The sequence below is a fragment of the Streptomyces griseicoloratus genome, from assembly GCF_014534645.1.
In the GTDB taxonomy this organism is placed as follows: domain Bacteria; phylum Actinomycetota; class Actinomycetes; order Streptomycetales; family Streptomycetaceae; genus Streptomyces; species Streptomyces griseicoloratus.
This window is the reverse complement of record NZ_JACVQF010000182.1, coordinates 58696-77312: the sequence shown is the minus strand read 5'-3', so window position 1 is coordinate 77312 and position 18617 is coordinate 58696. Positions and strand designations below refer to the sequence as shown.

Below are 18617 nucleotides of genomic sequence, written 5' to 3'. Positions count from 1 at the left end.
TAACGCCGCTTCGCGGCACCTAACGTCGTCGCACCGCCTGCCCCGGTGGGATGTTCAAGGGCGAACGTTAGGTATCCACACATGCTGACCATCCTCGGCTTCGCCATGATCGCGACCTTCCTGGTCCTGATCATGATGAAGAAGATGTCGCCGATCGCGGCGCTCGTGCTGATCCCCGCGCTGTTCTGCGTGTTCGTCGGCAAGGGCGCCGAACTCGGCGACTACGTCATCGACGGCGTGTCCAGCCTCGCCCCCACCGCGGCGATGCTCATGTTCGCGATCGTCTACTTCGGCGTGATGATCGACGTCGGACTGTTCGACCCGATCGTCCGGGCGATCCTGAAGTTCTGCAAGGCCGACCCGATGCGCATCGTCGTCGGCACGGCGCTGCTCGCCGCGATCGTGTCGCTGGACGGCGACGGCTCGACCACCTTCATGATCACGGTCTCGGCGATGTACCCGCTGTACAAGCGCCTGAAGATGAGCCTGGTCGTGATGACCGGTGTCGCCGCCATGGCCAACGGCGTGATGAACACCCTGCCCTGGGGCGGCCCCACCGCCCGCGCCGCCACCGCGCTGAAGGTCGACGCCACCGACATCTTCGTCCCGATGATCCCGGCCCTGGCCGCCGGGCTGCTCGCGGTCCTGGTCCTGTCGTACGTCCTCGGTCTGCGCGAGCGCAGGCGGCTGGGCACGCTGACGCTGGACGAGGTGCTGGCGGAGGAGAAGGAGACCGAGACCGTCCTGGTCGGCGCGGGCGCCGCCGCCGGCACGGGCACCGGGTCCGGCGCCGCCGGCAAGGCGTCCGCGCCCGCCGCCGGCACCGGCGGATCGGCCGGGGACGACGCGGCCGCGGACGACTTCCAGGGCCTGGACCCGAACCGGCCCACCCTGCGCCCCAAGCTGTACTGGTTCAACGCGCTGCTCACGGTCGCCCTGCTCACCGCCATGATCATGGAGCTGCTGCCGATCCCGGTGCTGTTCCTGCTCGGCGCCGCCCTCGCGCTCACCGTCAACTTCCCGCACATCCCCGACCAGAAGGCCCGGATCGCCGCCCACGCCGACAACGTCCTCAACGTCTCCGGCATGGTCTTCGCCGCCGCCGTCTTCACCGGCGTCCTGACCGGCACCGGCATGGTCGACCACATGGCCAACTGGCTGGTGGACATCATCCCCGCCGGCATGGGCCCGCACATGGGCCTCGTCACCGGCCTGCTGAGCCTGCCGCTCACCTACTTCATGTCGAACGACGGCTTCTACTTCGGCGTCCTGCCGGTGCTCGCCGAGGCCGGCCAGGCGCACGGCGTGTCCACCCTGGAGATCGCCCGCGCCTCGATCGTCGGCCAGCCGCTGCACATGTCGAGCCCGCTCGTCCCGGCCGTGTACGTCCTGGTCGGCATGGCCAAGGTGGAGTTCGGCGACCACACCCGGTTCGTGGTGAAGTGGGCCGCCCTCACCTGCCTGGTCGTCCTCGGGGCGGGCATCCTGTTCGGCATCATCTGACCCACCTGGGAGGACACGACCATGGCGCCCGGCGGGAACCGCGGCTGGCTGCTCCGCCTCGTCATCGCCTTCGGCTTCGCGCAGGGGGCGGTGTCGATGGCCCGGCCCGCCGTCTCCTACCGGGCGCTCGCGCTCGGCGCGGACGAGCGGGCGGTCGGCGTGATCGCCGGCGTCTACGCGCTGCTGCCGCTGTTCGCCGCCGTGCCCCTCGGCCGGCGCACCGACCACGGCCGCTGTGCGCCGCTGCTGCCCGTCGGCGTGGTCCTGATCGCCGGCGGCTGCGTGCTGAGCGGCGTCGCCGGCTCGCTGTGGGCGATGGCGCTGTGGAGCGGGGTGATGGGCCTCGGCCACCTCTGCTTCGTCATCGGCGCCCAGTCACTGGTCGCCCGCCAGTCCGCGCCGCACGAACAGGACCGCAACTTCGGCCACTTCACCATCGGCGCCTCGCTCGGCCAGCTCGTCGGGCCCATCGCGGCGGGGGCGCTGATCGGCGGCCACGACATGGCCGGCAGCAGCGCGCTCGCCCTGGTCGTCGCGGGAGCGGGCGCTGCGGTCGCGTTCACCTCGCTGTGGCGCATAGAGCACCCCACGGCGGCCGGGCCCCGTACCGCGCGGCGCGAGCGCGTGCCCGTGGGAGGCATCCTGCGCGCCCGGGGCGTGCCCGCCGGCATCCTGATCAGCCTGTCCGTGCTCTCCGCGACCGACATCCTCACCGCCTACCTGCCGGTGGTCGGCGAGCACCGGGGCATCGCCCCGTCGGTGATCGGGGTGCTGCTCAGCCTGCGCGCGGCGGCCACGATCGCCTGCCGGCTGGTGCTGACGCCCCTGCTGCGGCTGCTCGGCCGCACGCTCCTGCTCACCGTGACCTGTCTGCTGGCCGCCCTTCTCTGCGCCGGCATCGCGCTGCCGGTGCCGGTGTGGGCGCTGGCGCTGATGCTCGTCGTCCTCGGCTTCTGCCTGGGGGTCGGCCAGCCGCTGTCCATGACGACCGTCGTCCAGGCTGCGCCCGATGAGGCCCGCTCCACGGCGCTCGCCCTGCGCCTGACCGGCAACCGCCTCGGACAGGTGGCGGCGCCCGCCGCCGCCGGCCTGATCGCCGGACTCGCCGGCGTGGCCGCCCCGTTCGTGATGCTCGGCGCCCTGCTGCTGTTGTCCTCCGGTGTCGCCCTGCGCTCCCCGTCCGGACCGGCCGAGGACCGCCCGCCCGCGGAGGGCGGCAGCCGGTCCCGGCCGCTCGGCCGCTCGGCCCGCTAGCCGGGGGCACTTGGCGACCTGGAATGATGGCGCGGACCGTACGCACGTGCACCAGGGGGATGCGCATGATCCTGATCGTCCTGTCCGGCCTGCTCGTCCTCGCCGTCTTCGGATGCGTCTGCGTCGTCTGGGCGGCCCGGGGCGGCCCCCGCTGGGCCCGCGGGGTGGCGAAGGCGACCCTGGTGGCGGGCGAGCTGGTGAGCCGGTCGGGGCGGTCGGGCCGGGGGTCGGGGCAGCACGGCGGCACGGACGACTAGGCCCTGTCCTCGCCACCGGAGCACCATTGTGCGCGACCTGTGAGGGGTGATCACATGATCTCCGCACCGCACGCACGCGATGCGATTCCCCCATACGGAAAGCGAGTACACGGATGGCAGTGGGACGCAGAGTGTTCCTGGGCGCCTTCACCGCGGGCGCCGTCACCGTCGCGACCGGCACGGAGGCGGCCGCGGAGGGCGAGTACACCGACTACGCCGCACCCGCCAACTTCTGGAGCACGTCGACGACCGCTTACACGGTGACCATCAACTGCGCGGCCACGTCCGGGACGGCCTCGGCGCTGAACGTGACCTCCCAGAACCCGGCCACGTCGGCCATGAACCTGTCGGGCACGGAGACCGCGCGCGGCACCCTGAAGATCTCCCACGTGGGCTACGCCGACGGCTCGGACGCCGGCGCCTCCGGCCTCTCCATCGACCTCAAGACGCAGGGGACCGCCGCCCAGGGCATCTTCGTGACGGCGACCCAGGGACCGACCACGGGCTCCCTGATCGTGCTGCGCAACAACCCGGGCGTGGACGACTTCGTCGTCAAGGGATCGGGCCGCACCGGCATAGGCGTCGGCCGCGGGGACAAGCCCCTGGCCCAGCTGCACGTGGTGCAGCGCTCCGACGCCCCGGCCGCGCTGCTGCTGGAGGGCGCGGCACGGCTCGCCGACGTGGACACCGAGCCGACCAACGCGCCCGCCGACCGCGGCGGCGGTTCCCTCTACGCCCAGAACGGCGCCCTGTACTGGAAGGGCAGCAGCGGCGTGCCCACCCGGCTGGCCCCGGCGTGAGGGCGGAATCGTGGAACTGACCCCCGAGCAGCTCGTCGCCGAGTTCCAGGACGCCGTGATGGAGCTGTACTTCGCACGCAAGCGCATGGTCGCCCTGGAGGCGGAGAACGCCGAGCTGAGGGCGCGGCTCGCGGCACTCGGGCAGCAGGACACGGCCGAGCAGCAGGGCAACCGATGAGGCGACCGGCGTAGGGCCTGTCGCCGTGACCGCCGTCCGGGCGGGGTGAGGCGTGCCATGGCGACCGCCCCTGGTGCCAGAAAACTAACGGCGCTAGTTTGGGGGCCGGACGACGAGGCCCGCCCGGAAGGAACGCGATGAAGGCACACGACGGCATGTACATCGACGGAGCCTGGCGGCCCGCCGACGGCCGGGACACGATCGACGTCGTGAACCCGGCCGACGAGCAGGTGATCGGACAGGTCCCCGCCGGCACCGCCCTGGACGTCGACACCGCCGTACGGGCCGCCCGCGCGGCCCTGCCGGCCTGGGCCGCCACCCCGCCCGCCGAACGCGCCGCGCGGCTGTCCGCCCTGCGGGACGTCCTGGTGGCCCGCGGGGACGAGATCGCCGCGACCGTCACCGCCGAGCTGGGCTCCCCGCTGAAGTTCTCGCAGACCGTCCACGTCGGCGCACCGGTCGCGGTCGCGGGCTCGTACGCCGAACTGGCCGCGACGTACGCCTTCGAGGAGAGGGTCGGCAACTCCGTCGTCCACCACGAGCCGATCGGCGTCGTGGGTGCCATCACCCCCTGGAACTACCCGCTCCACCAGATCGTCGCCAAGGTCGCCCCCGCTCTCGCGGCCGGCTGCACGATCGTGCTGAAGCCCGCCGAGGACACCCCGCTCACCGCCCAGCTCTTCGCGGAGGCGGTGCACGAGGCCGGGGTCCCGGCCGGCGTCTTCAACCTGGTCACCGGCCTCGGCCCGGTCGCCGGCCAGGCGCTCGCCGAGCACCCCGGCGTCGACCTGGTCTCCTTCACCGGCTCCACCGCCGTGGGCCGCCGGATCGGCGCGACCGCCGGTGCCGCCGTCAAGAAGGTCGCCCTCGAACTGGGCGGCAAGTCCGCCAACGTGATCCTCCCGAGCGCCGACCTGGCCAAGGCCGTCAACGTCGGCGTCGCCAACGTCATGTCCAACTCCGGCCAGACGTGCAGTGCCTGGACCCGCATGCTGGTCCACCGCGACCAGTACGACGAGGCCGTGGAGCTGGCCGCGCAGGCCGCCGCGAAGTACGGCGACCGGATCGGCCCGGTCGTCAACGCCAGGCAGCGGCAGCGGGTGTGCGGCTACATCGAGAAGGGCCTCGCCGAGGGCGCGCGCCTGGTCGCGGGCGGCCCCGACTCCCCGCGCGAGCAGGGGTACTTCGTCCGCCCGACGGTCTTCGCCGACGTCACACCGGAGATGACCATCGCCCAGGAGGAGATCTTCGGCCCCGTCCTGTCCATCCTGCGCTACGAGGACGAGGAGGACGCCCTGCGGATCGCCAACGGCACGGTCTACGGCCTCGCCGGCGCCGTCTGGGCCGGGGACGAGGCGGAGGCGGTCGCCTTCGCCCGCCGCATGGACACCGGCCAGGTCGACATCAACGGCGGCCGTTTCAACCCGCTGGCCCCCTTCGGGGGGTACAAGCAGTCCGGCGTGGGCCGCGAACTCGGCGTGCACGGACTGTCCGAGTACCTCCAGACCAAGTCCCTCCAGTTCTAGGAGCGTCGCTTCCGTCATGGCTGTCCGCGCCGCCGTCGTACCCGCCGTGGGATCCCCGCTGGAGATCACCGACATCGACTTGCCGGAGCCCGGCCCCGGCCGGGTCCGAGTCAAGCTCGCCGCCGCCGGGGTCTGCCACTCCGACCTGTCCCTGTCCAACGGCACCATGCGCGTGCCCGTACCCGCCGTCCTCGGCCACGAGGGCGCGGGCACGGTCCTCGCCGTCGGCGAGGGCGTCACGCACGTCACGCCCGGTGACGCCGTCGTCCTCAACTGGGCCCCGTCCTGCGGCGCCTGCCACGCCTGCTCGCTCGGCGAGGTCTGGCTGTGCGCGAACGCCCTGGCCGGCGCCGCCGACGTGCACGCCCGCCGCGCCGACGACGGCACCGACCTGCACCCCGGCCTGAACGTCGCCGCGTTCGCCGAGGAGACGGTGGTGTCCGCGTCCTGCGTCCTGCCCGCCCCGGACGGCGTCCCGCTCGTCGACGCCGCCCTGCTCGGCTGCGCCGTCCTCACCGGCTACGGCGCCGTCCACCACTCGGCCCGGGTCCGCGAGGGGGAGACGGTGGCGGTGTTCGGCGTCGGGGGAGTGGGCCTGGCCACCCTCCAGTCGGCCCGGATCGCGGGCGCCTCCAGGATCGTCGCGGTCGACGTCTCCCCGGCGAAGGAGGAGCTGGCCCGCGCGGCCGGGGCCACCGACTACGTCGTCGCCTCCGACACCACCGCCCGCGAGATCCGCGCCCTCACCGGCAGGCAGGGCGTCGACGTGGCCGTCGAGTGCGTCGGCCGCGCCGCCACCATCCGCACCGCCTGGGAATCCACCCGGCGCGGCGGACGCACCACGGTGGTCGGCATCGGCGGCAAGGACCAGCAGGTCACCTTCAACGCCCTGGAGATCTTCCACTGGGGCCGCACCCTGTCCGGCTGCGTGTACGGCAACGCCGACCCGGCACGCGACCTGCCGGTGATCGCCGAACACGTACGCGCCGGGCGCCTGGACCTGGGCGCCCTGGTGACGGAACGCATCGCCCTGGACGGCATCCCGGCGGCCTTCGAGAACATGCTCGCGGGCAAGGGAGGCCGGGCGCTGGTGGTGTTCTAGCCCCCGTCAGTACCTCTACGACCGGCCCGCACGGGTCGGACGCGGCTCCGGGGCCTTCTCCGGAGCCGCCGCCCGGCCCCTGGACCGGGACACCGCCACGCCCGCCAGGCACAGCGCACCGCCGCCCAGGGTGAGCAGCCCCGGCACCTCGTCCAGCACCAGCCACGACATCAGCACGACGAGGGCGGGCACCGCGTAGGTGGTGGCGCCCATGCGGCCGGCGGTTGTCCGGGCCAGCGCGTACGCCCACGTCGTGAACGCCAGCGCGGTCGGGAACACCCCCAGGTAGACCATGTTGAGCGTGGCCGGGAGCGGAGCGGCGGCCGCCTCGTGCACCAGCTGCCCGGCGAACGGCAGGCAGGCCACCGCCCCGACCAGGCACCCGAACGTCGTCACCTGCAACGCGCTCGCGTGGCTCAGGGCCGGCTTCTGGGCGACGACCCCGCCGGCGTACGCCACGGCGGCCAGCAGACACAGCACCACCCCGAGCAGCGAGGACCCGCCCCCGCCCGACATCGACAGGCCCACGGTGACCGCACCGGCGAAGGACACCGCCATCCCCGCCACCAGCCGCGGCGGCAGCGCGTCCCCGAACAGCCGGGCCCCCAGCACCGCGATGAGGACCGGCCCGACGTTCACCACCAGCGCGGCCGTCCCGGCGTCCACCTGCTGCTCGCCCCAGTTCAGCACCACCATGTAGAAGCCGAACCAGAGCAGGCCCGATATCAGGATCCCCCGCCAGGCCGGCCGGGGCGGCCACCCCTCCCGGCGCAGCAGACAGATCACCCCCAGCGTCAGGGCGCCCGACAGCAGCCGCCCGAGCGCCAGTGCGCCGGGCGAGTAGGCCTCCCCGGCACTGCGGATCGAGACGAAGGCGGAGGCCCACAGGACGACGGTGACGGCGGCCGCGCCGGCGGCGAGCAGTTCCGGGCGACGGGACGGGGCGGGGCTCATCATGCTCCAGAGGCTAGGGACGGACGGGGGTGTGGACCGGCGGGTTTCGGACGGGGTGCACGCGTTCAGCGCAGCGCCACCGGGTCGATGCCCAGCAGCCCGGACAGCGCCTCCTCACCGGCCGCCGTCACCTTCACCGCCCGCTCCGAGCCGATGCGTACGCACCAGCCGGTGTCCAGCGCGTGCCGGCACAGGGCGGCGCCCGCGACGCCGGCGAGGTGGGGGCGGCGTTCGGTCCAGTCCAGGCAGGCGCGGGCCAGCGGGCGGCGGCCGGTGCGCACGAGCCGGATGCCGGCCCGGTCGAACCAGTCGAGCCCCGCGTCGGTGAGGGCGAAACCGGTGTCCTGCCGCAGCAGCCCGCGCGCCGTGAACGCGTCGGTGACCGCGATCCCCAGCCGGCCGGCGAGATGGTCGTAGCAGGTGCGCCCGCGGGCCATCGCCGCCCCGGCGCCGGCCTCGCGCAGGGTGCGCGGACGCCGGGCCGCGTCCCCGGGCGCGACCTGCGCCGCCAGTTCCTCCACCAGCTGCGCGACCCGCGCGTCGGCCAGCCGGACGTACCGGTGACGCCCCTGCCGCTCCTCGGCGAGCAGGCCCCCCGCGACGAGCTTGCCCAGGTGCTCGCTCAGCGTCGACGCGGCGACACCGGCGTGCCGGGCCAGCTCACCGGCGGTCCAGGCCCGCCCGTCGAGCAGCGCCAGCAGACAGGCGGCCCGCGTCTCGTCGGCGATCAGCCCGGCCAGCCGGGCGAGCCCCGGGGCTGTGGCATCCCTGGTGGTGGTCATGCTCCCCAGGATGCGGCACGAACCGTTCGGTCCCCGCCGAACCGTCCTGCCGCCGGACCTCGCGCGCCCGCGACCGCCGGCCGGCCGCGTCCCGCTAGTCGGAGCCGGTCGCCCGCAGCTGCTCGAACTGCTGCGCGAGCCCGTCCAGCAGCGCCGTCAGCCCGGTCTCGAAGGCCCGCTGGTCGATCTTGTCCTGCTGCTCGGCCAGCAGGTGGGCCTGCCCGAGGTGGGGGTAGTCGGCGGGGTCGTAGGCGCTCGCGTCGTCCACGAAGCCCCGGGCGAAGGAGCCGAGCGCGGAGCCCATGACGAAGTACCGCATCAGCGCGCCGATGGACGTGGCCTGCGCCGGGGGCCAGCCCGCGTCGACCATCGCGCCGTAGACGGCGTCCGCGAGGCGCAGCGCGGCCGGGCGGCGGCCGGGGCCGTGGGCGAGGACCGGGACGATGTTGGGGTGCTCGCGCAGGGCGTCCCGGTAGGAGACGGCCCAGTCGTGCAGCGCGGTCCGCCACTCGCGGCCGTCCTCGAACATCGACAGGTCGACCTGCGCGCTCACCGAGTCGGCGACCGCCTCCAGGATCTCGTCCTTGGTGCGGAAATGGTTGTAGAGCGAGGGGCCGCTGACGCCCAGTTCCGCCGCGAGCCGGCGGGTGGAGACGGCCGCGAGGCCCTCCGCGTCCACCAGCGCGCGGGCCGTCTCGACGATCCGGTCGGTGCTGAGCAGGGGCTTGCGCGGTCGGGCCATGGCGCACATAGTAGGGCTGCGAGCAGAAACTAGCACTGCTAATTTAAATGTACGGCTTTCAAGATTCCTTTTCTGTGGGGTGACTCGGCATGAACCTGGAGCTCAGCGAGGAGCAGACCGCCGTACGGCAGCTCGCCCGGGACTTCGTGGAGCGCGAGATCGCCCCGAACGTCGTCGCCTGGGACCGTGCCGAGGAGGTCGACCGCGCCATCGTGAAGAAGCTGGGCGAGGTCGGCTTCCTCGGGCTGACGATCGACGAGGAGTACGGCGGCTCCGGCGGCGACCACCTCGCGTACTGCCTGGTCACGGAGGAGCTGGGCCGGGGTGACAGCTCCGTGCGCGGGATCGTCTCGGTCTCCCTCGGCCTGGTCGCCAAGACGATCGCCGCGTGGGGTGACGAGGAGCAGAAGCGGCGCTGGCTGCCGGGGCTCACCTCCGGTGAGTACGTCGGCTGCTTCGGCCTGACCGAGCCCGGCACCGGGTCGGACGCCGGGAACCTGTCCACCCGCGCGGTCCGTGACGGCGACGACTACGTGATCAACGGCACCAAGATGTTCATCACCAACGGCACCTGGGCCGACGTCGTGCTGCTGTTCGCCCGCTCCACGGACGCCCCCGGTCACAAGGGCGTCTCCGCCTTCCTCGTGCCCACCGACACGCCCGGCCTGACCCGCCGCACCGTCCACGGCAAGCTCGGGCTGCGCGGCCAGGCCACCGCCGAGCTGGTGCTGGAGGACGTGCGCGTGCCCGCCTCGGCGATGCTGGCACCCGAGGGCAAGGGCTTCTCGGTCGCCATGTCCGCCCTCGCCAAGGGGCGGATGTCGGTCGCCGCGGGCTGCGTCGGCATAGCCCAGGCCGCGCTGGACGCCGCCGTGAAGTACGCCGGCGAGCGCGAGCAGTTCGGGAAGACCATCGCCCACCACCAGCTGGTGCAGGAGCTGATCAGCGACATCGCCCTCGACGTGGACGCGGCCCGGCTGCTGACCTGGCGGGTCGCCGACCTGATCGACCGCGGGCTGCCCTTCACCGTGGAGTCCTCCAAGGCCAAGCTGTTCGCCTCCGAGGCCGCCGTGCGCGCCGCGAACAACGCCCTTCAGGTCTTCGGGGGCTACGGCTACATCGACGAGTACCCGGCGGGCAAGCTGCTGCGCGACGCCCGCGTGATGACCCTCTACGAGGGCACCAGCCAGATCCAGAAGCTGGTCATCGGGCGGGCGCTCACGGGCGTTTCCGCGTTCTGACCGTTCGAGGGCCTTCGAGAGCCTTCGCGGGTCTACGAAAGCTTCTGAGTATCCGAACTGAGTATCCCGGCGGATGTGGCCCCGGCCACATCCGCCGACCCTTGTCCTCATGAGTGACACACCGGTCAAGCAGCAGAGCACCGCCGCCTTCTACGGGCAGGCCGTCGCGTCGTTCACGGTGGCCCTCGCCGCCACCGCCATCGGCATCGTCAGGCTGGAGGCCGACGCCTGGGTGCGCGCCTTCCTCGGCATCGCCGTCCTCTACCTCGTCACCTCCGCCTTCACCCTGGCCAAGATCATCCGCGACCGCCAGGAGGCCGGGCAGATCGTGAGCCGGGTCGACCAGGCGCGGCTGGAGAAGCTGCTCGCCGAGCACGACCCCTTCCAGAAGCTGGGCTGACGCACGCCGCCGGCGGAGCGCCCTAAGCGCCCGCTCACCCTCGGCGGTATGGTGGAGCTCCTGTCACCGAGAGGGGCGAAGCAGCGATGAGTACGGCGGCGGAGACGACGGGCGGCGACATCGAGCCGTGGGAAGAGGTCACGCCTGACGCGGCCCGGCGGCTGCTGGTCGCCGCCGTGGAGGCCTTCGCCGAGCGCGGGTACCACGCGACGACGACCCGTGACATCGCCGGGCGCGCGGGCATGAGCCCCGCCGCGCTCTACATCCACTACAAGACCAAGGAAGAGCTGCTCCACCGCATCAGCCGGATCGGCCACGAAAGGGCCCTCGGGATCCTGCGGACGGCGGCCGAGGGCGAGGGCAGCGCCACCGAGCGGCTCGCCGACGCCGTCAGCTCCTTCGTCCGCTGGCACGCCGGCCGGCGCACCACCGCCCGGGTGGTGCAGTACGAGCTGGACGCGCTCGGGCCGGACGCCCGTGCCGAGATCGTCGCGCTGCGCCGCCGGGTCGACGCCGAGGTGCGCGGGATCATCGAGGACGGTGTGGCCTCGGGCGAGTTCGACGTGCTGGACGTGCAGGGCACGACGCTCGCCGTGCTCTCGCTCTGCATCGACGTGGCCCGCTGGTTCAACATCGAGGGCCCCCGGACGCCCGACGAGGTCGGCGCGCTCTACGCCGACCTCGTGCTGCGGATGGTGGGGGCCAAGGACGCGGGCGCCGCCCGGAAGTAGCGGCGCCCGGCTCCTCGGAGGTGGTGGCGGGAGTCAGAGGTAGTAGCGGGAGACGGACTCGGCGACGCAGACCGGCTTGTCGCCGCCCTCGCGCTCAACCGTGAAGGCGACGGTCACCTGGACCCCGCCCGTGACGTCCTCGACGCCGGTGATCGTCGCCGTGGCGCGCAGGCGGGAGCCGACCGGGACGGGGGAGGGGAAGCGGACCTTGTTGGTGCCGTAGTTGACGCCCATCTTCACGCCCTCGACCTTGATCAGCTGCGGTCCGAACAGCGGGAGCAGCGACAGGGTCAGATAGCCGTGCGCGATGGTGGTGCCGAACGGGCCCGCGGCGGCCTTCTCCGGGTCCACGTGGATCCACTGGTGGTCGCCGGTGGCCTCCGCGAACAGGTCGATCCGCTTCTGGTCGACGTCCAGCCAGTCGGTGTACCCCAGCTGCTCGCCCACCGCCGCCTTCAGGTCGTCGGCGGACGTGAAGATCCTCGGCTCTGCCATGTCCCGGCCTCTCTGCTCGCCCAACTCTAAGCAACTGCTTAGCATGGTCGCCCGCGAAGTCCCTGTCAACGGACGCCGACGGGCCGAAGGAGTGACGGGGTGGGTAGGCTTCGGGGAGTGCCCCAGATTCCCGAGAAGATCCACGAGCTCACGGTCGGCCAGCTCGCCGCGCGCAGCGGCGCCGCCGTCTCCGCCCTGCACTTCTACGAGTCCAAGGGCCTGATCAGCAGTCGCCGCACCTCGGGCAACCAGCGCCGGTTCAGCCGTGACGCGCTGCGCCGGGTCGCCTTTGTGCGGGCGGCCCAGCGCGTCGGCATCCCGTTGGCCACGATCCGCGAGGCGCTCGCCGAACTGCCCGAGGGCCGCACGCCCACGCGGGACGACTGGGCGCGGCTGTCCGAGGCCTGGCGCTCCGAACTGGACGAACGCATCAAGCAGCTGAACCGCCTGCGCGACCACCTGACCGACTGCATCGGCTGTGGCTGCCTGTCCCTGGACAGCTGCGTCCTGTCCAACCCCGACGACGTCTTCGGCCAACGGCTCACCGGCTCCCGCCTGATGACGGAGAAGGGCGGTGCGTCCCCCCGCAGCAGCCGCACCAAACACACCCCGGACCCGGACTGCTGCGACTGAGCCGCCCCTCGGCAGGAACCAGCGCACCCTCGGACCAACACCGCCCGCCCTCGCCGCGCGGCGACCGCGCCGACCGCCGCGCGTCGGGTGTCCCGCGGCGGACGCCACGTGGCCGTCTTCGGCCGTGACTCGTGGCGTGGTGCCGTGCGTTGCGGGTGGCGCCGGGCGCTCGGCCGAAGGTCTGTCGGCCCGGTGGTCCGCCCGCCCGGCCCGGGGGAGGTCCGGACGCCGCCGGACGTCAGGACCCGTCGCGCGGTGGGTGGTCGCGGGACTCGTGCCGCGCCGAGTTCCACTGGCGAAGGCCCGCGGCGACGAGTTCGGCGTTCGATCCGGCGGGGCGGCCGTCCGGCAGGAGGAGGGTGTCCTCCAGGCCGATGCGGGTCGCGAGACCCAGCCGGCCGGCCAGGCGCAGCACCGGCCAGGTGCCGTCGTCCTCGCCGTGCAGCAGCACCGGGCGGCCGTGGGCCCTGCCCAGGCCGGCGAGCAGGGCCAGGGCGGAGTCCTCGGCGGTCGTCGCATCCCGGTCCGTGACCTCCGCCAGCACCCGCAGTACCCGCGGTCCGAGCGGTGAGCGCGCGAACCGGGCCGCCCCGTCCGTGCCGGACCAGATGCCGGCCTCCACACCCACTCCCCGGTCGATCAGCGCGGCGGCGGTCTCCTCGGCGCCCGGCTCGTGCCAGTTGACCGAGGCGTGGTCGGGCAGGACGGTCCAGCTCCGTATGCGGTCCGGGCGGGCCGACGGATCCTGCTCGGCCCAGGCCCCCGTGGTCACGCCGACCCGTACCGGCGCCGGCACGCGCGCCCGGATCGCCTCCACCGTGGCCGCGACCACGCGGGGCGACAACGTGTCCCTCCCGCACGGGGTCTTGGGATGGACATGGACGTCCGTGGCCCCGGCCGCCACGGCCTCGGCCGCGGACTCGGCCAGCGCCTCGGGCGAGAGGGGCACCACCGCACCGTCGAGGGCCCCGCGGGCCCCGTTGAGACACACCTGCACCATCCCCCCATGGTGCAGGCCGCCACCGACATCGCCGGGCCTCACCGGCCGGGGCACGGCATCCCCGGCGCACCCGTCGTGCTTCCACGGCCCCCTCGCCGGGGCCTCAGGCCGACACCAGCAACCGTCCGCGCCTGGCGTTCGCCAGGGCCTCGGGCGTGAGGACCGGACGCGGTACGAGGATCCCGCAGTCCGTGCAGACCGGACCCGCCGACGGCTCGTGGTCCAGCTCGTACTTCCAGACCAGGCGCTCCCCGCCGCACACCGGGCACTCCGCCCCCGGTTCCCGCTCCAGCGCGGAGATCAGCCCGCGCAGCACCTCGGCCAGCGGGGCGTGCGGGTGGACCCGGGGGTCGTCGCACCAGGCGACCCCGAAGCCGCCCCAGGTCAGCCGGTGCCAGTCGTCCACACTGCCCGGCCTGCGCAACCCGTCGTGCTTCTCCTTCCTGCGGCGCTCCGCGAACGCGGCCTCGTAGGCCAGCCACACCGAACGCGCCTCCTCCAGCTCCTCCAGTGCGGCCACGAGCCGCACCGGGTCGGGGGAGCGGTCCTCCGGGCCGAACCCGGCCCGCGAGCAGAGATGGTCCCAGGTAGCCCTGTGCCCGTAAGGGGCGAACCGCTCAAGGCACTTGCGCAGCGAGTAGCGCCGTAGCGCCAGGTCGCACCGCGGATCGCGGACCTGTCTCGCCAGACTCCGGAAACCGGCCATCGCCCTGCACCTCCGTCACACCTGCACCTGTACTTCGGTCACTTCGGCGTCGTCGTAAGGACGTCGCCGAATAGACGTATCGACACGCGATTCGGCTCCATCGGATTCCCGGTGACCCCCGAACCGAGCGCGTGCCGACGAAAAGTGACGCATGTTCATCTTCAATCGCGGGGATACCGGCGGTAACGTCCGGCACACCCCAGTCGGGAGGAGCCGCCATGCCACGGCGCACCCCACGCAACGCCCTCGACAGACTGAGAACTCCCCGCGGATTCCACGGGTTCCTGAAGACCGCATCGGTATGCGCCCTCATTGCCGGTCTTTTGTCACCGCTTTCCCCGGCGATGGCAGCCGGCCCGACCACCGCCGACGACAAGGCCGCAGAGCGAGCGGCCGCCGACGACCACTGCGGCGGCCGGTGTTCCGACATCCTGCCGCCCGGCCAGAACGGCAACGCCACCCTCGCCCAGATCCTCCTCAACCAGGCCTTCGGCACCCAGCCCGCCCACGCCGAGGACCAGCTCGGCCCCTATGCGAACCTCGCCACCGGCTACACCGCCCTCACCGACGACAGGATCAGCACCTTCTTCAACGACGCCTCCTTCGGCGTCCCCGCCGACCAGGTCGCCTCCACCGTCCGCCCGGCCGGCCGCACCGACGTCACGATCGTCCGGGACAAGAAGACCGGCGTCCCCCACATCACCGGCACCACCCGCTACGGCACCGAGTTCGGCGCCGGCTACGCGGCCGCCCAGGACCGGCTCTGGCTGATGGACCTCTTCCGCCACGTCGGACGCGGCCAGTTGACGCCCTTCGCCGGCGGCGCCCCCGCCAACCAGGGCCTGGAGCAGCAGTTCTGGCGCAGCGCCCCCTACACCGAGGCCGAACTCCAGGCCCAGATCGACAGCGCCGCCGCCGCGGCCGGCGAGCGCGGCAAGCAGGCCCTCGCCGACGTGGACGCCTACGTCGCCGGCATCAACGCCTACATCGACGCCTCCGACAAGGGCCGCTACTTCCCCGGCGAGTACGTCCTGACCGGACACAAGGACTCCATCACCAACGCCGGCACCATCGAGCACTTCAAGCCCACCGACCTCGTCGCGCTGGCCTCCGTCATCGGCTCCCTCTTCGGCTCCGGTGGCGGCGGCGAGGTGAACAACGCGCTCTCCCTGCTCGCCGCCCAGGAGAAGTACGGCGTGGCCGAGGGCACGAAGGTGTGGGAGTCCTTCCGCCAGCGCAACGACCCCGAGGCGGTCCTCACCGTCCACGACGGCAGCTTCCCGTACCTGCCCCGGCCCGACGACCCGCAGGGCCGGGCCCTGCCCGACGCCGGCTCGGTGGAACGGGAACCGCTGGTGTACGACCGCACGGGCGCCGCGGCCACGGCGAACGCCGCCGGCACCTCGGCCACCGCGGCCGACGCGGCCGTGACCTCGGCCCGGCGCGGCATGTCCAACGCCCTGGTGGTCAGCGGCGAGCACACCGCGAGCGGCCACCCGATCGCCGTCTTCGGCCCGCAGACCGGCTACTTCGCGCCCCAGCTCCTCATGCTCCAGGAGATCCAGGGGCCGGGCCTGAGCGCCCGCGGCGCCTCCTTCGCGGGCCTGAGCATGTACGTCGAACTGGGCCGTGGCCAGGACTACGCGTGGAGCGCGACCACCTCCGGCCAGGACATCATCGACACCTACGCCGTCGAACTGTGCCAGGACGACTACCACTACCTCTACCGCGGCACCTGCACGCCGATGGAGAAGGTCGAGCGGAAGAACGCCTGGAAGCCGACCGTCGCCGACGGCACCGCGGCCGGCTCGTACACGATGCGGGTCTGGCGCACCAAGTACGGCCCGGTGGAGTACCGGGCCACGGTCGGCGGCAAGAAGGTCGCCTACACCACCCTGCGCTCCTCCTTCCTGCACGAGGCCGACTCGATCATCGGCTTCCAGATGCTGAACGACCCCGACTACCTCGACAGCCCGCAGCGCTTCCAGAGCGCCGTGCAGCACATCAACTTCACCTTCAACTGGTTCTACGCCGACTCCGAGCACACCGCGTACTACAACAGCGGCGACAACCCGGTACGGGTGAGCGGCACCGACGCCGAGTTCCCGGTCTGGGCGCGGCAGGCGTACGAGTGGCAGGACTGGGACCCGGCCGCCAACACGGCCCGCTACACACCGGCTTCCGCCCACCCCAGCTCCCTGGACCAGGACTACTACATCTCCTGGAACAACAAGCAGGCCAAGGACTACACGACCGCTCCCTGGGGCAACGGCCCGGTCCACCGGGGCAATCTGCTCGACGACCGGGTGAAGAGGCTCGTCGCCGACGGCGGGGTGACCCGGTCCGCGCTCGTCGCGGCGATGGCGGAGGCGGGCCTTGCCGACCTGCGGGCGGAGGACGTGCTGCCCGACCTGCTCAAGGTGATCGGCAGCGCCCCGGTGACCGACCCCGCCGCCGCGGCGGCCGTCGACAGGCTCAGGGCGTGGGTCGCGGCGGGCTCCCTGCGCACGGAGACCTCGCGCGGCTCGAAGACGTACGCCCACTCCGACGCCATCCGCATCCTGGACGCGTGGTGGCCGCTGCTGGTGAAGGCCGAGTTCGAACCCGGCCTCGGCAGCGACCTGTACACCGCCTTCACCCGCAACCTGCCCGTCGACGAGTCACCGTCCGCCGCGCACGGCCCCACCGGCGCGCACGCCGGGAGCGCCTTCCAGTACGGCTGGTGGAGCTATGTCGACAAGGACATCCGGGCGGTGCTCGGCGAGCCCGTGCGGGGACCGCTCGCACGCGAGTACTGCGGCGGCGGCGACCTCGCCGCCTGCCGGGACACCCTGCTCGCCACGCTGAAGGAGGCGGCGGGCCGCACGGCCGCCCAGGTCTACCCCGGCGACGACACCTGCCGCGCCGACGACCAGTGGTGCGCCGACTCGGTGATCCACCGCACCCTCGGCGGCATCAGGCACGGCGGGATCGGCTGGCAGAACCGGCCGACCTACCAGCAGGTGGTGGAGTTCACCTCCCACCGGTGACCGGCCGGCCCGGCGGTCACTTGTAGATCAGGTACTGGCGGCGGACCCTCCGGAACGCCGCCAGTTCCTGCTGCCAGGCGGCCACCACCTCGTCGGTGTCCGCGCCCGCGTCGATCATGGTGCGCACCTGCGTGGACCCGGTGAGCTTGTCGATCCAGTTGTCCGGCCGCCAGGCGAAGCCGCCCCAGACCCGCTTGGCGGTCACCAGCAGCGCGATCCCGGTGCGCACGGGGTCGAACGCCGCCCGGTCGTGCACATGGAGCTGCACGCCCCCGACCGTCTTCCCCTGGAACTTGGAGAAGGTGGGCGCGAAGTACGCCTCCCGGAAGCGCACGCCGGGCAGACCGAGCTCGTTCGCGGCGGCCGCCCACCGCCCGTCGACGCCCTCCGCGCCGAGCAGTTCGAACGGGCGGGTCGTGCCGCGCCCCTCCGACAGGTTCGTGCCCTCGAACAGACAGGTGCCCGAGTAGACCAGGGCGGTCTCCGGCGTCGGCATGTTCGGGCTCGGCGGCACCCAGGGCAGCCCGGAGGCGTCGTAGAACTCCGACCGCTTCCAGCCCGTCATGGCCACGGTCTCCAGCGGCACCGGCGCCGTCAGGAACTCGTCGTTGAACAGCCGGGCCAGCTCGGCGACCGTCATGCCGTGCGCCTGCGCGATCGGCTGCCGGCCGACGAAGGTGGCGAACTCCTTGTGCAGGACGGGGCCCAGCGCCGCCCGCCCGGTCACCGGGTTCGGCCGGTCCAGGACCACGAATCGCTTGCCCGCGAGCCGCGCCGCCTCCATGCAGTCGAACAGGGTCCAGATGTACGTGTAGAAGCGCGCGCCGACGTCCTGGATGTCGAAGACGACGGTGTCCACGCCGGACGCCGTGAAGACGTCCGCGAGCGGCTGCCCGCTCTTCAGGTACGTGTCGTACACCGGCAGCCCGGTCGCCGGATCGTCGTAGCGGCCCTCGGACCCGCCTGCCTGCGCGGTCCCCCGGAAACCGTGCTCCGGGCCGAAGACGGCGACCAGGTCCACGCGGTCGTCGGCGTGCATGACGTCGACGATGTGACGGGCGTCCCTGGTGATGCCGGTGGGATTGGTGACGATGCCGACCCTACGGCCGTCGAGCAGGGCGTAGCCGTCGGCGGCCAGGCGCTCGAAGCCGGTGCGCAGCGGGCGGCCGCCGCTCATGGGTGCCGCCTGTGCCGTGCCTGCGGTGGTGGCCGCGACCGCGGCCGTGGTGGCGAACAGGGTCCGTCTGGACAGCGTCATGCGGTGACCTCCGTGATCGCGGCGGG

General features: G+C 72.8%; 19 protein-coding genes. 12 read left to right on the top strand and 7 right to left on the bottom strand.

Features of this window, described 5'->3' with window-relative positions; translation table 11 throughout:
* The first annotated feature begins 81 nt into the window (after window positions 1–81).
* The 7 genes from H0H10_RS10910 (at window position 82) to H0H10_RS10880 (ending at window position 6620) form a co-directional block, all read left to right on the top strand.
* Complete coding sequence (locus H0H10_RS10910) at window positions 82–1503, top strand: CitMHS family transporter (protein WP_188180680.1); 1422 nt, start codon at window positions 82–84, stop codon at window positions 1501–1503.
* 21 nt (window positions 1504–1524) lie between these two features.
* Window positions 1525–2757: an MFS transporter gene (locus H0H10_RS10905; protein WP_188180679.1), complete on the top strand. Its 1233-nt coding sequence runs from the start codon at window positions 1525–1527 to the stop codon at window positions 2755–2757.
* Window positions 2758–2822: 65 nt separating this feature from the next.
* Window positions 2823–3014: a hypothetical protein gene (locus H0H10_RS10900; RefSeq protein ID WP_188180678.1), complete on the top strand. Its 192-nt coding sequence runs from the start codon at window positions 2823–2825 to the stop codon at window positions 3012–3014.
* Window positions 3015–3127: 113 nt separating this feature from the next.
* The gene (locus H0H10_RS10895) at window positions 3128–3814 is read left to right on the top strand and encodes a hyaluronoglucosaminidase (protein ID WP_188180677.1); all 687 of its coding nucleotides are present in this window, start codon (window positions 3128–3130) and stop codon (window positions 3812–3814) included.
* Between the two features lie 10 nt (window positions 3815–3824).
* Entirely contained in the window at window positions 3825–3992 is a 168-nt protein-coding gene (locus tag H0H10_RS10890; protein WP_188180676.1) for a hypothetical protein, read from the top strand.
* Window positions 3993–4129: 137 nt separating this feature from the next.
* Entirely contained in the window at window positions 4130–5518 is a 1389-nt protein-coding gene (locus H0H10_RS10885; RefSeq protein ID WP_188180675.1) for an aldehyde dehydrogenase family protein, read from the top strand.
* 16 nt (window positions 5519–5534) lie between these two features.
* Window positions 5535–6620 (top strand): Zn-dependent alcohol dehydrogenase, encoded by a 1086-nt coding sequence (locus tag H0H10_RS10880; RefSeq protein WP_188180674.1) that lies wholly within the window; start codon window positions 5535–5537, stop codon window positions 6618–6620.
* Window positions 6621–6635: 15 nt separating this feature from the next.
* Here H0H10_RS10880 and H0H10_RS10875 read toward each other — a convergent pair whose 3' ends face one another.
* From H0H10_RS10875 to H0H10_RS10865, 3 genes are all read right to left on the bottom strand, one after another.
* Window positions 6636–7574 (bottom strand): DMT family transporter, encoded by a 939-nt coding sequence (locus H0H10_RS10875; protein WP_188180758.1) that lies wholly within the window; start codon window positions 7572–7574, stop codon window positions 6636–6638.
* A 65-nt stretch (window positions 7575–7639) separates the two neighbouring features.
* Complete coding sequence (locus H0H10_RS10870) at window positions 7640–8356, bottom strand: ArsR/SmtB family transcription factor (protein ID WP_188180673.1); 717 nt, start codon at window positions 8354–8356, stop codon at window positions 7640–7642.
* A gap of 94 nt (window positions 8357–8450) precedes the next feature.
* Window positions 8451–9098: a TetR/AcrR family transcriptional regulator gene (locus H0H10_RS10865; RefSeq protein WP_188180672.1), complete on the bottom strand. Its 648-nt coding sequence runs from the start codon at window positions 9096–9098 to the stop codon at window positions 8451–8453.
* Between the two features lie 89 nt (window positions 9099–9187).
* Between H0H10_RS10865 and H0H10_RS10860 the strand changes: the two genes are divergently transcribed.
* From H0H10_RS10860 to H0H10_RS10850, 3 genes are all read left to right on the top strand, one after another.
* Window positions 9188–10339: an acyl-CoA dehydrogenase family protein gene (locus H0H10_RS10860; RefSeq protein WP_188180671.1), complete on the top strand. Its 1152-nt coding sequence runs from the start codon at window positions 9188–9190 to the stop codon at window positions 10337–10339.
* A gap of 109 nt (window positions 10340–10448) precedes the next feature.
* Entirely contained in the window at window positions 10449–10739 is a 291-nt protein-coding gene (locus H0H10_RS10855) for a YiaA/YiaB family inner membrane protein (protein WP_188180670.1), read from the top strand.
* An 86-nt stretch (window positions 10740–10825) separates the two neighbouring features.
* Complete coding sequence (locus H0H10_RS10850) at window positions 10826–11470, top strand: TetR/AcrR family transcriptional regulator (protein WP_188180669.1); 645 nt, start codon at window positions 10826–10828, stop codon at window positions 11468–11470.
* Between the two features lie 33 nt (window positions 11471–11503).
* On the opposite strand, the gene H0H10_RS10845 is transcribed toward H0H10_RS10850, so the two are convergent.
* Window positions 11504–11965, bottom strand: a complete 462-nt coding sequence (locus tag H0H10_RS10845; protein WP_188180668.1) for a MaoC family dehydratase — start codon at window positions 11963–11965, stop codon at window positions 11504–11506.
* Between the two features lie 117 nt (window positions 11966–12082).
* Here H0H10_RS10845 and soxR point away from each other — a divergent pair, with 117 nt between their 5' ends.
* On the top strand, window positions 12083–12598 hold the full coding sequence (gene soxR / locus H0H10_RS10840; RefSeq protein WP_188180667.1) for a redox-sensitive transcriptional activator SoxR: 516 nt from the start codon (window positions 12083–12085) through the stop codon (window positions 12596–12598).
* A 238-nt stretch (window positions 12599–12836) separates the two neighbouring features.
* Here the strand turns inward: soxR and H0H10_RS10835 are convergent, their stop codons facing one another.
* Window positions 12837–13598: a 3-keto-5-aminohexanoate cleavage protein gene (locus tag H0H10_RS10835; protein ID WP_188180666.1), complete on the bottom strand. Its 762-nt coding sequence runs from the start codon at window positions 13596–13598 to the stop codon at window positions 12837–12839.
* A 103-nt stretch (window positions 13599–13701) separates the two neighbouring features.
* Window positions 13702–14304 (bottom strand): hypothetical protein, encoded by a 603-nt coding sequence (locus H0H10_RS10830; RefSeq protein WP_188180665.1) that lies wholly within the window; start codon window positions 14302–14304, stop codon window positions 13702–13704.
* Between the two features lie 218 nt (window positions 14305–14522).
* Here H0H10_RS10830 and H0H10_RS10825 point away from each other — a divergent pair, with 218 nt between their 5' ends.
* Window positions 14523–17333 (top strand): penicillin acylase family protein, encoded by a 2811-nt coding sequence (locus H0H10_RS10825; protein ID WP_188180664.1) that lies wholly within the window; start codon window positions 14523–14525, stop codon window positions 17331–17333.
* A 16-nt stretch (window positions 17334–17349) separates the two neighbouring features.
* On the opposite strand, the gene H0H10_RS10820 is transcribed toward H0H10_RS10825, so the two are convergent.
* Window positions 17350–18591, bottom strand: coding sequence for an exo-beta-N-acetylmuramidase NamZ family protein (locus H0H10_RS10820; protein ID WP_188180663.1), 1242 nt, complete (start codon window positions 18589–18591; stop codon window positions 17350–17352).
* Between the last annotated feature and the right edge of the window lie 26 nt (window positions 18592–18617).